This is a genomic window from Catellatospora vulcania, assembly GCF_009720385.1.
Taxonomy (GTDB): domain Bacteria; phylum Actinomycetota; class Actinomycetes; order Mycobacteriales; family Micromonosporaceae; genus Catellatospora; species Catellatospora vulcania.
Map to the genome: position 1 here is coordinate 279,106 of NZ_WARX01000006.1, position 12,303 is coordinate 291,408.

The window sequence follows — 12,303 nt, forward strand, 5'->3', positions numbered from 1 at the left end:
CCACACCCTCGCCCGCCCCCGGTCGCCCCGCCCGACCCCGCCCGCCCCCGGTCGCAACTCTTAAAGAGTCGCGGCCTCTGGACTTCCCCGAGGCCGCGAGTCTTTAAGAGTTGCGCCAGGTGGGGCCGCCGGGTCTGCGGCGGGTGGGGGTGGGCGGATCGGCGGGTGGGGGTGGGTCGGTGGGGCGGTGGGTCAGGGGGTGGGGAGGCGGTCGGTGAGGACGGGGGCGAGCAGGGCGGCGAAGGTGGCTGTCAGGTGGCTGTTGTCCTTGTAGACCAGGACGTTGCCGATGACGACGGGGCACTTGGCGGCGGTGCACATCCACGGAAGCGGGTCGATGACGGTGACGCCGTCCAGGCCCGCCGCCTCGGCGACCAGGGCCCGGCGGCGGCCGTCGCCGATCGCGGCCTGGGTCGGCCGGTGGCAGGCGTCCAGCTTGCTCAGGTGGCTCGACACGCACTCCGGGGCGTCCCCGGCGGGCCAGGCGGTGTCGCTGATCAGCACCTGCTTCAGGCCGGGCTGCGCGAGCCGGGAGAAGGTCTTGCGCCACGCCGAGGCCCAGCCGGTGGCCTGGTCGGGGCCGACGTCGAGGGCGTCGCCGTTGCCGTTGGACGACATCACCACCATGGCCGGGTTCAGCGACCGGATGTACTCCACCGCGGCGTCGCGCCAGCGCACGCACTCCTCGTACGGCCGCTTCAGGTTGGTCATGTAGATCAGGGTGCTCGCGGCCGAGCAGGCCGATTTGGTGACCACGGCCAGCCGCCAGCCGCGCTGCTTGGCGACGGCGTCCAGTGGCGGGAACCAGTGCCCGGCGTGCGAGTCGCCGAACAGCACCATCGTGGTGCTGCTGTCGGTGTCGCCGTACATGCAGGGTTTGCGCACCTCGGACTCGCTGAACGCCGGGTCGCAGCCGTCGAGGTAGAGCCGGGGCACGTCCACCTCGGCCTTGTCGACGGACGGGGTGAGGTTGGCGGGCACCGTCGTCGACGCCGCGCCCGCCGCGACCAGGTTGATCAGCTCACGCTCGGCCCCGGTGGCGTTGGCCAGCGCGGACGCCACGTCGAGCGCCTGGCCGGAGCCGGAGCTGGGCGGTGGCACGTACACCGGCGCGGCGACGGCGACGGCGGCCAGTGAGGTCGACAGGGCCAGGCCGAGCGCGATGCCGTGCCAGGGGCGGCGGCGCAGCCGGGGCGCGGAGCGCACCGGGTCCTCGACCTTGACCAGCGTCGTCGCGGCCAGCAGGTACGACAGCCCGGCCAGCACCACCAGGCGGCCGGTGCTCAGCTCGCCGAACACGTACGGCCCGACCACCAGCACCGGCCAGTGCCACAGGTACCAGCCGTACGACAGCCGCCCCGTGAGCTGCACCGGGGCCAGGCCCAGCACCCGGGAGTCGGGACGCGCGCAGCCCGCCCCGAGCACGAGCGCGGTCGCCAGCACGGGCAGCGCGGCGGCGTACCCGGGGAAGGCGGTCTGCTCGGTGAAGGTGAACGCGGCCAGCAGGATGCCGGCCAGGCCGACCCACCGCCCGATGATCGCGAGTTGCCCCGGCAGCCGCTCCCAGTGCACGGCCGTCGCCGCGACCAGGCCGCCGACGGCCAGCTCCCAGGCCCGGGTCTGCATGCCGAAGTACGCCCACGGCGCGGACACGCCGGTCTGCCACACCGACAGCCCGAACGAGACGACCACGATCGCGGAGAACAGGGCCAGCACGGTCCGGTGGCGGCGGTGCGGGCGGCGGCGGGTCAGCAGCACGGCCCCGATGAGCAGCAGCGGCCATACGAAGTAGAACTGCTCCTCGACGGCGAGGCTCCAGAAGTGCTGCAGTGGCGACGGCGTCTGCGCCGACCCCAGGTAGTCGGTGCCCACGATGGCGAGCCGGTAGTTCATGCCGTAGAAGGTCGTCGCCAGGGCGTCGCCGGCGATGGCGGCGAAGCGCACCGGCGGCAGCCACAGCCAGGCGACGCCGACGGTCACCGCGGTGACGAAGGTGGCCGCGGGCAGCAGCCTGATCGCGCGCCGGGCGTAGAACGAGCCGATCGAGATGGTCCCGGTCTTGTCGACCTCGCGCAGCAGGTGTCCGGTGATCAGGAAGCCGGAGATGACGAAGAAGACGTCCACTCCGACGTAGCCGCCGCTGAGCACCTCCACTCCCGCGTGGAACAGCACCACGACGGTGACCGCCAGGGCGCGCAGGCCCTCCACGTCGGGCCGGAAGCCGGACCGGGCCTGCTTGCGAGTGGCCGTTGGTGGCGGGACGGCGGACGGGACGGGCGCGCGGGTGTCTGTGACGGTCATCCGGATTCCTGTTCGCGTGCCAGCGCGGCGGCTGGGGGTCGGCGGGCTCACGAGAGGCATCGGGGCACGGCCCGTATCGGATGTGCCCGCAGCGGCATCCCGGCGAAGATCCGCCCGAACCGGGTAGGCCGACCGGGCAGCCGCTCCCGGCCGCGCGGAGGCGGCGGCGCGACGTTCATTCCCGGGGTAGGAAAACCGAGGTCAGCGCAACTTTGACACTCCGGCCGACCGGGCCATGCCCTACGGCACCTCACGTGCTCATTCACCGTTCGGCGGACTAATCCCCCCGGCTGGTCCTGCCGTCACGGCGTTGCCGCGGGCGGGGCACGCGAGTTGGGGCCGTTAGATTTCCGGTCCACTCCGGATCACTTCGTCCGATCCGGACGGACGTCCGCTGCGCGCCATCCCCCGGCGCGTTCACAGGGGAGCCCTCGATGGCCTTCGGCTCAAGCCAGCACATCCTGCCCGTGACGGGAGTGAGCATGCTGCTCGCGCCCGGCGTGGTTCTCAAAGTCGTCTCCGCGGCGCTGACCGCGATCCTGGTCGGCATCGTGCTGCTGCGCATGTCCGGCCGGCAGGAGCGGTTCGCGGGCCGCATCCCGCGCCCGCGCGGCCGGCACCGCGCCCGCCCGGACGGCGGGTGGCGCTCCGATGCGCTCTGACAATCGCTGGGCGCGGCTGGTCGCCGCGCTGGTCTGCGTCGCCGTCATCGTGGCGTACGTCGAGTTCGTCGGCGTCGACTCCGCCGAGCGGGTGCTGTCGCTGGTGGTGCTGCTCTACTCGCTGGGCATCCTGCTCGCCGGGCTGCTGCGCCGCCACCGGGAGCAGCCGCTGCCGGAAGGGCGCATCATCGCGGTGGTGCCGGCGTACAACGAGGACCCGGAGATGCTGCACGACACCGTGCGCAGCCTGCTCAACGGCACGGTCGTGCCGGATGTCATCCACGTCGTCGACGACGGTTCGGCCTCCGAGCTGCCGCCGTTCCAGCACGCCCGGGTCGTCTGGCACCAGCGGGAGAACGGCGGCAAGCACCACGCGCAGGCCACCGCGCTGGTCGCCGAGCTGGCCGACTTCGACTTCGTGGTGACCGTCGACAGCGACTCCGTGGTCGACCGGCACGCCGTGGAGCGCTGCCTGCGCCGCTTCGCCGACCCGAAGATCCAGGGCGTGACCGGCGTGGTGTACGCCATGAACCGCGCCGAGAACCTCATCACCAAGGTCACCGACCTGCACTACCTGCACAGCTGCCTGGTGATCCGGGACGGCCTGTCGGCCACCGGCGACATCTTCACCGCCTCCGGCGCGCTGGCGGTGTGGCGCTCGGCCGTGGTGATGGACAACCTCACCGAGTACCTGCGCCGGGGCGTCGCCGACGACCGGCACCTGACCCACTTCGCGCAGCGGCGCGGCACCACCGCGGCGGTCGCCGACGCGATCGTGCACACCGCCGTGCCCGACAACGCGCCCGACCTGTTCCGGCAGCGCATCCGCTGGGCGCGGGACTACTACCGGGTCACCGCGCTGGACATCCGCTACCTGACCGGGTGGTCGTTCTGGCTGCGCACGTTCGACTTCGCGCTGATGTGCCTGGCCCCGATCTTCATCATGGGCGCGCTGATGGTGTTCCCGTTCGCGCAGTGGCGGGTGCCGTGGGTGGGCGTCGGCCTGTGGGTGGCGTTCCTGTACGCGCAGACCACCGTGTACCTGTTCGACCGGCGCGGCGTGCCGTTGGGTGAACGGCTCAGCACCTGGCTGCTGCTCACCCCGGCGCTGTACGTCTTCCAGCTGGTCGTGGTCGGGCCGGCGGTGCTCGCCGGGCTGGCCAACCTGCGGCACAAGTCCTGGCAGACCCGAAACGAGGCCAAGGAGGCGGCGGCCCCGAGAACCGCCGAGCCGGTGCCCGCGCCCCGCGAGGGACGCTCGTTCTTCCTCGACCTGCTGCGGGCGCTGGCGATGGCCCGCGTCGTGGCGTTCCACGCCACCGGCTTCGTCTGGCTCGGCTTCGCGCTGCCGTCCATGGGCGTCATGTTCGCGCTGGCCGGGTCGCTGATGGCGCGGTCCATGATGAAGGCCAAGGACCGGCCCGAGATCGCCGTGTGGAGCCGGTTCCGCCGGGTCATGCCCGCGGTGTGGGCGGCGGGGCTGGTGCTCGTACCGCTGATGTGGGTGATGGGCTGGGACGGCGCCGACGCCCGGCCGTTCAACGAGACCGCGGTGCTGGCCTGGGTGTTCCCGCTGTCGGACCCGCCGGGCAACGACTGGGGCGTGCCGATCACGGGTGTGCTCTGGTACATCCGCACCTACCTGTGGCTGACGCTGCTGGCCCCGCTGCTGTGGGCCTGCTACCGCCGCCGCCCGCTGCTGACCGCCCTCGCGCCGCTGACGCTGCTGGCCGTGTCGCCGCTCATCGGCTTCAGCTCGTGGCTGGCCGACGTCACCGAGATGCTCGGCATCTACGCCCCGTGCTGGGTGCTCGGCTACTGGCACGCCAGCGGGCGCCTGCAGCGCGCGAACCGCAAGGTGGTGCTGATCCTGTCCATCGTCATGGTCGGCGCGGCGCTGGGCTGGCTGAACGCCTTCCCACCCGCGGGCGGGCTGCTCCAGGCCAGTCCCGTCGGCCAGGTGCTGTGGTGCGCCGCGTTCGTGGTGCCGCTGCTGCACTGGGACCCGGAGCTGGCCTGGCTGTCGGCCCGCCGGCGGTTCCGCCGCCTCGTCGAGTGGATCAGCGGCCGCTCGCTGACCATGTTCCTGTGGCACCAGCTCGCGGTGCTGACGACCATCTTCATCCTCGGCAAGGCCAGGATCTGGGCGCTGGACAACGAGCCGCTGCTCATCGCGATCAAACTCGCGCTGTCGTGCGTCTTCATCGCCGGCGCCTGCTGGCTGCTCGGCTGGGTCGAGGACCTGCCCCGCCGCCGTCGCCGGGCCCGCCCCCGCGTCGGCCGCCACCACCCGGAGGTCGTAGCCGTCATCGCCCCGGCCCCCGAACTCGACCAGACGATGGTCATGTCCACCATCACCGCCCGCACCATCCGCGCCACCGCCCCCGTCCCCTGACGCGCATAGCAGCCGCGTCGCCGCGCACCGCCTCGCGCCCGCTTCGCGCCCGCAGAGCGCCAGAGGCGAAGGAAGGGCACCTTCTTATCGCTATGCGTATAGGAAGGTGCCCTTCTTAACTTCGCGCATGGCTTGACCTGCGGTCAGACGCGAGCTGTGGTCAGAGGCGAGCTGTGGCCAGAGGTGAGCTGCGGTCAGACTCGGCCTGTGGTCAGACGTGGCCTTCGGTCCAGACGCGGGAGAGGACCTCGTCGACGGTCTGGTCGGCGGTCTGCTCGGAGGTGTCCAGCCACAGGCCGACGCGGGGGGTGTGTTCGCGCAGGTAGCGGTCGAGGTCGGCGACGCCCTCGTCACCCGGCTTGTACGCGACCTTGCCGCGCCGTGCGCGGCGCTCGTCGTCGCGGGCCTGCACGGCATCCGCCCGCGGCGCGAGCACCACCGCGTACAGCGGCCGGTGCCGGATCGCCGCCAGCATCTCGGTCAGATCCTCGCCCAGCACGATGTCCTGCAGCACGACGTCGAACCCGGCCTCGGCGTACCCGTCGGCGACCGTCGCCGCCAGCGCGTACCGCAGCCGCAGCTGGCGCAGCGCCTCGGCGGGCGGATCCGCCGGCCCCATGTCCACCCGGCCGTTGACCACCATCCGCCGGAACAGGTCGCCGCGCAGGTGCACCGAGCGCTCCAGCCGCTCGGCGAGGCCCTGGGCCACCGTCGACTTGCCCGCGGCCTGGATGCCCGTCACCACGATCACCGCCACTGTGCTCTCCCCCGCTGCCGCCGGAAACGGACGCCACAGTACTAGGCTGGGCGGGTGGCACATCAGCACACGGATCCGGCATGCGCGGCGGCCCATGGCACCCCGCCCGTCCAGGACGGCACGCGCACCCTGGTCGCCGTGTTCGCGTCCCCGGTCGCCGAGCACCTGCTGCACTTCGCGCGCGACCTGGGCTACCGCACCGTGCTGGTCGAGCCCGACCTGCACCGGATCGAGTCCGTGTCCCGGCCCGAGAACCTGCGGCTGGCCAGCACCGTCGACCCTTCGTTCGCCGACGGCGACGTCGACGTGGTGGTCACCGACCACGACCGGCCCGAGCTCGGCGCGGTGCTGGACGCGGCGCTGCAGACCCGGGCCCGCTGGATCGGCGTGATGGGCAGCCTCCGGCACACCGCCCCGCATGTGGCGGCGCTGCGCGAGCGCGGGGTGGACGAGGCGGCGGTGGCGCGGGTGCACCGGCCGATCGGGTTGAACATCGGCTCGCGTACGCCCGCGGAGATCGCCGTCGCGACGCTGGCCGGGCTGATCGCCGACCGCAACGACCGCCCCGGCGGCTTCGCCTTCTGACCTGCGGAAAAGCTCGCACGATGTTAAGAAGGGCACCTTCCTCTACGCATAGCGATGGGAAGGTGCCCTTCCTTCGAACTTTTCTTGCGGGGGCTGTCCGGAACGTGGTCTGCCGTTCGTCACTGCGGTGAACCTCGAACAAGGAGAGCAACGCGATGAAGTATCTGATGTTCGTCTGCACCGACACCGAGCCGGACACCGACCCCACGCCCGAACCCGACGTCGACGGCTGGGTGGACAAGCACGACGCCAGCGGGCAGCGGCTGATGGGTATGGGACTCGCGCCGAAGTCGACGGCGACGACCGTGCGCGTGCGCAACGGGCAGACCATGATCTCGGACGGGCCGTTCGCCGAGACCAAGGAGCTGATCGTGGGCTTCGACCTGCTGGAGTGCGCCGATCTCGACGAGGCGATCGAGGTCGCCCGCGCGCACCCGATGGCCCGCAACGGCCGCATCGAGATCCGGCCGCAGGCCGACTGGGATCGGTCTTGACCGACGCACGGGCCGCGGCGGCGCAGGCCGCCGCGGCCGCGGCCACCGAGGCGTACCAGCGCATCGTGGCCGCCCTGATCCGGATCACCGGCGACTGGACGCTGGCCGAGGACTGCGCCCAGGAGGCGCTGGCGCTGGCGCTCGACCGCTGGCCGGCCGACGGCGTGCCGGACAACCCGGGCGGCTGGCTGATGACGGTGGCCCGCAACCGTGCCCTCGACGTGCTCCGGCGCGGCACCGTCGAACGCCGCAAGCTGCGTGACCTGGCCGTGCTGGCGCTGACCGCGGCCACCGCCGAACCGGAGCCGGAGGAGATCGTGGACGACCGGCTGCGGCTGATCTTCACCTGCTGCCATCCGGCGCTGCCGCTGGAGGCCCGGGTGGCGCTGACGCTGCGCACCATCTGCGCGGTCGCGACCGCCGACATCGCGCGGGCGTTCCTGGTCAGCGAGTCCACCATGACCCGGCGGCTGACCAGGGCCAAAACCAAGATCACCGAAGCCCGCATCCCGTATCGGGTGCCGACCGGCCCGGCCCTGGCGCAGCGGCTGCCCGGCGTGCTGGCCGTGCTGTACCTGCTGTTCACGCACGGCTACAACGCCGACGGGGAGCCCGCGTTCGCCGACGAGGCGATCCGGCTGACCCGGCTGCTCGCCCGGCTCATGCCGGACCAGGCCGAGGCCGCTGCCCTGCTCGCGTTGTTCCTGCTGCAGCACTCGCGGCGGCACACCCGTCGCGACGCGGCCGGCGATCTGGTCCCGCTGGACCGGCAGGACCGATCACGCTGGGACCACGCCGCGATCGGCGAAGCCGTCGGCATCCTCTCCGAACTGCCGGAGTCCGAGCTGCCGCAGGCCGGGCCGTACGCGCTGCAGGCGCAGATCGCGGCCTGCCACGCCACCGCCCCGTCCGTCGAGGACACCGACTGGCCCCGGATCGCGGACTGCTACGACCGGCTCGCCGAGCTGCAGCCGAGTCCCGTCATCGAACTCAACCGGGCGGTCGCGCACGGCTACGCCTACGGACCCGCGGCCGGACTCGACCTGCTCGCCAAAGCCCGCGCGAGCGGCGCGCTCGACGACTATCCGCTGGCCACCGCCGCGGAGGCGGACCTCACGGCCCGGGCCGGCGACCGGGTACACGCCGCCGCCCTGTTCCGCACGGCGGCCGAGCGCGCCCATGGCGCGTCCGAGCGGCGCGCGCTGCTCGACCGCGCCGACGAAGTCCAGGCCGGCTAGCCGAGGACGCGGCCGGCCGCGGCTCGTGCCTGGTGGCGCGATTGCCGCACAGCGAGACGCCCGCTGCGGCCACGGGGGGCGCAGCGGGCGTCTCGGCGGATCAGGCGCAGGTGGTACGCGGCAGGCCGGTGACCTCGACCGGCGAGCGCCCGCTCGGCTTGGCCTTGCCGGTCAGCACCGCGGCCAGCCCGTCCATGGACAGGTCACTGGAGGAGTACGTCGCCACCAGCACCTTCGACGTCGACTTGGCCAGCAGCGTGGGCACGTCCATGTGGACGGTGACCGCCGCGCCCGCGGCCAGGTCGTCGGCGGTGTCGCCGTACCCGACGAGGTGCACGACGCTGCCGCCGGTCTCGACGACCGTCGCCCCGGCCTTCTGGAGCGCCTCGGTCAGCCGGGTGCGGGCCTTGTCGCGGCCCGCCGAGGTGGTCACCCGCACCGGCCCGGTCACCAGCGGCTTGCCGCACGTGCCGCGCAGCAGCGTGACCGCGGCCGCGGCGAGCGGGGCGACGTCGGACTGGTGGGTGCCCACGGTGGACAGCGCGGGCGCCGCCGCCTGGCCGAAGCCCAGCTTGAGGGACAGGATCCGGCTGACGGCCTCGACCAGCCGTGCCCGCGGCAGGGTGCCTGCCTTCACCGCGTCGACGATGCCGGCGTGCGCCTGGCCCACGTTCGGCGGCATGAGGATCAGGTCGTTGCCGGCCAGCAGTGCCTTCACGGCCGCCTCGCCCGGCGGCGCCTTCATCGCCGGCGCCATGTTCATGCCGTCGGTCACCACGACACCCTGGAAGCCCAGCTCGGTGCGGAGCAGGTCGGTGAGCACCTTCTTGGAGAACGTCGCCGCCACGCCCGGGTCGACGGCCTGCACGTCCAGGTGCCCGGACATGATGAGCGGCGCCCCGGCCTTGATGCCGGCCTTGAAGGTGGCCAGGTCGTCGGTGTCGAGCAGCTGCCGGGACTGGTTCACGACCGGCAGCTCGGTGTGGCTGTCCGCGGCGGTGTGACCGTGTCCCGGGAAGTGCTTGAGCGTCGCGGCGACGCCGCCCGCCCGCATGCCCTTGACCGCGGCGACGACCTGCTCACCGGCCGCGCGCGGGTCCGACCCGTACGACCGGGAGCCGATCACGTTGCTGCCCGCCGGGCCGAGCACGTCGGCGACCGGCGCGAAGTTCACGTTCACGCCCACCGCGGCCAGTTCCAGGCCGGCCGCGCGCCAGGCCACCTCGGTCAGCTTCGGGTCGGCGGCCGCCCCGAACGTCATCGCGCTGGGCAGCACCGTCACCCCGGTGGTGAGCCGGGTGACCACGCCGAACTCCTGGTCCATGCCGATCAGCAGCGGCACGTCGGCGGGCAGCCGGGCGGCGGCGGCCTGCAGACCGCCGGTCAGCGCCCGCACCTGCTCCGGGGACTGCACGTTGTTCACCGGCTGGTTGGCCGCGGTCGGGTCGTTGCCGCCGAACCCGATCAGGATCATGCCGCCGAGCCGGTACTTCTCGACCATCTGCGCGGGGGTGTCCACACCCGCCAGCGCCTTGTTGCCCGCCGCGGTGCCGGCGGAGACGTCGGTGGCCGAACGCCCGTAGGCGAACGGCATCAGCACCTGGCCGGCGAGGTCCGCGTCGGACATCTTCTTGATGATCCCGGCGACCTTGGCGGAGGCGTCGGCCGGATCCTGCATCGGCAGTGTTCCCCCGTTGTCGGGCGCCGTGCCGCACGCACTTGCCACGACCGCCACCGTGCACAGCCCGGACACGACAGAGCCGAGCCCGCGGAACCACTTCTGCGTTGACGAGGTCACGCGGGTATCCCACCAGCCGTACGGGGCGGGGTCAACCGTTACACGCGCCCGCCTCCTCCTTACGGCCGATCAGGCCACCCACGCTCGGGCTACCCGGCCCTGGTCAGCAGGGTCACCGGCGCACCTTCGGCGGCGTAGCGATACGGCTCGAGCTCGGCGTCCCAGGGGGTGCCCATCGCCATGTCGAGGGCATGCGCCAGCGCCTCCGGGCTGCGGCTGCCCGTGATCAGCGCGCGCAGCCGGTCCTCACCGAGCTGGATGTCGCCGGCCGCGCCCATCGCGGCCCGGAACAGGCCCCGGCCGGGCACATGCATGAACCGCTCACCGTCGACACCGGGGCTGGGCTCCTCGGTGATCTCGAAGCGCAGCATCGGCCACTGGCGCAGCTCAGCCGCGATCTCCGCCGCGGTGCCGGGCCGGCCGGACCAGTCGCACTCGGCGCGGCGGGCGCTCGGTTCGAGCGGCTGCACCGTCCAGTGCAGGTTTGCCGCGCCGCTTTTCAGGGCGCGCGAAATTGCCCACTCGACGTGAGGACACACGGCAAGCGGGCTCGAGTGGACGTGTACGACGCCACGCGTGGGCACGGTGACCTCCCGAGACGGACAGGCTCGTCTTCCCCTACGGCCTGGCGACGCGGACGATCTCACCCATGATGACGTCTGGGGCGGATGTGGCGCCAGAGAATCGCGAAACTCGCCGGATGAATTGTCCGACCGGCCCGCGACGACGTGTCCGTCACACCGGAAGGCGACGCCGATCAGGGTCTGCTCAGGGGTCGTGTAGAGTTCCTAAGTCAACCAGACTTTCAAGGAGTACGTCGTGGCGAGCAACACCTCCAAGACCGCGCGCGCGTCTGTCCGGGCCGGTGAGGCCAAGGGTGGCGCGCTGAGCGTGCTCGGTGAGTTCAAGTACATCATTCCGCTGAACAACGGCAAGCACGCCTACGTGCGGAACCTCACCAACGGCAAGACCGTGCACCTGAGCACCACCTCGGACGCTTTCGTCGAGGAGATCCGCGTGCTCGCGGGCGCCGGCCACGCCGCCAAGATCCGTGCCGAGCTGGTCGCTCTCAACAGCACCCACCCCGGTCACGGGTGGGACGCCACCGAGAAGCGCCTGGCCGAGGCCGGCATCTTCGAGGGCTGAGCCCCTCTGTCTCGCACTGAGGCCCCGTCCGCTCCGCGGCCGGGGCCTCAGCCATGCCCCCCACCCTGACGCGCCACGCCCGGCGTGCCGGCCAACGTGCGGCAACTCTTAAAGACTTGCGGCCTCAGAGATGCTCTGAGGCCGCAAGTCTTTAAGAGTTGTGCCAGGTGGGTGAAGGGCGGTGGCCGCGCGGGCCGCGCCGGGCCCGGGTCGGGCGGGGTGGGGTGGGGTCAGAGGAGGTCGACGACGCCGGTGTCGAGGTCGTAGACGGCGCCGACGATCTGGACGCGGCCGGCCGCGGCGGCGGCGGCGAGCCGGTCGGCCAGGCGGAGCTGCTCGACGGTGCGCTCGACGTGGCGGCGCAGCGCCTTCGCGTTGACCTGCGGGTCCTGCAGGCCGACCTCGGTCACCGCGGGTGCGATCTGGTCCACCAGGTATCCCATGAACCCGTCGGGGCGGCTGCCGGTGCGCAGCCCGTCGACGGTCGCGGCGACGGCCCCGCAGCGCTCGTGCCCGAGCACCATCACCAGCGAGGCGTGCAGCTCCGAGACGGCGAACTCGACCGAGCCCACCACCGAACGGTCCAGCACGTGGGCGCCGGAGCGGACCACGCACATGTCGCCGAAGTTCTGGTCGAACACGGCCTCCAGCGGCACCCGCGAGTCGATGCAGCCCAGCACGACGGCGTACGGCTCCTGGCTGCTGGACTGGGCGGCCGCCTCGCCGACATGGTGGCCGTATCGGGGACGTCCGGCTGCGAAGCGGCGGTTGCCCGCCATCAGGTCGGCCAGCGCCTCTGCGGGCCCTCGACGGTTGCCGGTCATGGTCACATCAGAATCCGACGGCGCGGTCCTCGACTGCGTCATGGGTTCAGAATCGCTGGTGATAGGCCGCCACGGGAAGGTTACTCGGAAGTAGTGCGACCCT

11 protein-coding genes are annotated in these 12,303 nt (G+C 72.3%); 6 read left to right on the forward strand and 5 right to left on the reverse strand.

What is annotated here, in order from left to right; translation table 11 throughout:
- Positions 1-192 precede the first annotated feature (192 nt).
- Positions 193-2,301, reverse strand: a complete 2,109-nt coding sequence (locus F6W97_RS27090; protein WP_196279346.1) for an acyltransferase family protein — start codon at positions 2,299-2,301, stop codon at positions 193-195.
- Between the two features lie 434 nt (positions 2,302-2,735).
- On the opposite strand from F6W97_RS27090, the gene F6W97_RS27095 reads away from it, so the two are divergent.
- Together F6W97_RS27095 and F6W97_RS27100 are read left to right on the forward strand one after the other, a co-directional pair.
- Positions 2,736-2,963 (forward strand): hypothetical protein, encoded by a 228-nt coding sequence (locus F6W97_RS27095; RefSeq protein ID WP_155373337.1) that lies wholly within the window; start codon positions 2,736-2,738, stop codon positions 2,961-2,963.
- A complete protein-coding gene (locus F6W97_RS27100; RefSeq protein ID WP_155373338.1) occupies positions 2,953-5,358 on the forward strand; it encodes an acyltransferase family protein in 2,406 nt (801 codons plus the stop codon). The genes F6W97_RS27095 and F6W97_RS27100 overlap by 11 nt, the downstream gene beginning before the upstream one ends.
- Positions 5,359-5,569: 211 nt before the next feature.
- Here F6W97_RS27100 and F6W97_RS27105 read toward each other — a convergent pair whose 3' ends face one another.
- Positions 5,570-6,115 (reverse strand): AAA family ATPase, encoded by a 546-nt coding sequence (locus tag F6W97_RS27105; protein WP_230687015.1) that lies wholly within the window; start codon positions 6,113-6,115, stop codon positions 5,570-5,572.
- Between the two features lie 54 nt (positions 6,116-6,169).
- Between F6W97_RS27105 and F6W97_RS27110 the strand changes: the two genes are divergently transcribed.
- The 3 genes from F6W97_RS27110 to F6W97_RS27120 all read left to right on the forward strand — a co-directional run bounded on the left by F6W97_RS27110 (position 6,170) and on the right by F6W97_RS27120 (position 8,432).
- The gene (locus F6W97_RS27110; RefSeq protein ID WP_155373340.1) at positions 6,170-6,700 is read left to right on the forward strand and encodes an XdhC family protein; all 531 of its coding nucleotides are present in this window, start codon (positions 6,170-6,172) and stop codon (positions 6,698-6,700) included.
- Positions 6,701-6,855: 155 nt separating this feature from the next.
- A complete protein-coding gene (locus F6W97_RS27115; RefSeq protein WP_155373341.1) occupies positions 6,856-7,194 on the forward strand; it encodes a YciI family protein in 339 nt (112 codons plus the stop codon).
- A complete protein-coding gene (locus F6W97_RS27120; protein WP_155373342.1) occupies positions 7,191-8,432 on the forward strand; it encodes an RNA polymerase sigma factor in 1,242 nt (413 codons plus the stop codon). Before F6W97_RS27115 ends, F6W97_RS27120 begins: the two co-directional genes overlap by 4 nt.
- Before the next feature lie 100 nt (positions 8,433-8,532).
- On the opposite strand, the gene F6W97_RS27125 is transcribed toward F6W97_RS27120, so the two are convergent.
- Positions 8,533-10,230, reverse strand: a complete 1,698-nt coding sequence (locus F6W97_RS27125; RefSeq protein ID WP_230687016.1) for a glycoside hydrolase family 3 protein — start codon at positions 10,228-10,230, stop codon at positions 8,533-8,535.
- A gap of 89 nt (positions 10,231-10,319) precedes the next feature.
- Positions 10,320-10,814 carry a DUF3145 domain-containing protein gene (locus F6W97_RS27130; protein WP_155373343.1) on the reverse strand — a complete coding sequence of 165 codons (495 nt, stop codon included), beginning with the start codon at positions 10,812-10,814 and terminating at the stop codon, positions 10,320-10,322.
- A 235-nt stretch (positions 10,815-11,049) separates the two neighbouring features.
- On the opposite strand from F6W97_RS27130, the gene F6W97_RS27135 reads away from it, so the two are divergent.
- Positions 11,050-11,376, forward strand: a complete 327-nt coding sequence (locus F6W97_RS27135) for a hypothetical protein (protein WP_120316310.1) — start codon at positions 11,050-11,052, stop codon at positions 11,374-11,376.
- Positions 11,377-11,606: 230 nt separating this feature from the next.
- On the opposite strand, the gene F6W97_RS27140 is transcribed toward F6W97_RS27135, so the two are convergent.
- Positions 11,607-12,200 carry a carbonic anhydrase gene (locus F6W97_RS27140; protein WP_155373344.1) on the reverse strand — a complete coding sequence of 198 codons (594 nt, stop codon included), beginning with the start codon at positions 12,198-12,200 and terminating at the stop codon, positions 11,607-11,609.
- Positions 12,201-12,303 lie beyond the last annotated feature (103 nt).

Coding starts and splice junctions, on each gene's coding strand:
- F6W97_RS27115 (WP_155373341.1), top strand. CDS start 6,856: ATGAAGTATCTGATGTTCGTCTGCACCGACACCGAGCCGGACACCGAC.
- F6W97_RS27140 (WP_155373344.1), bottom strand. CDS start 12,200: ATGACCGGCAACCGTCGAGGGCCCGCAGAGGCGCTGGCCGACCTGATG.
- F6W97_RS27095 (WP_155373337.1), top strand. CDS start 2,736: ATGGCCTTCGGCTCAAGCCAGCACATCCTGCCCGTGACGGGAGTGAGC.
- F6W97_RS27100 (WP_155373338.1), top strand. CDS start 2,953: ATGCGCTCTGACAATCGCTGGGCGCGGCTGGTCGCCGCGCTGGTCTGC.
- F6W97_RS27090 (WP_196279346.1), bottom strand. CDS start 2,301: ATGACCGTCACAGACACCCGCGCGCCCGTCCCGTCCGCCGTCCCGCCA.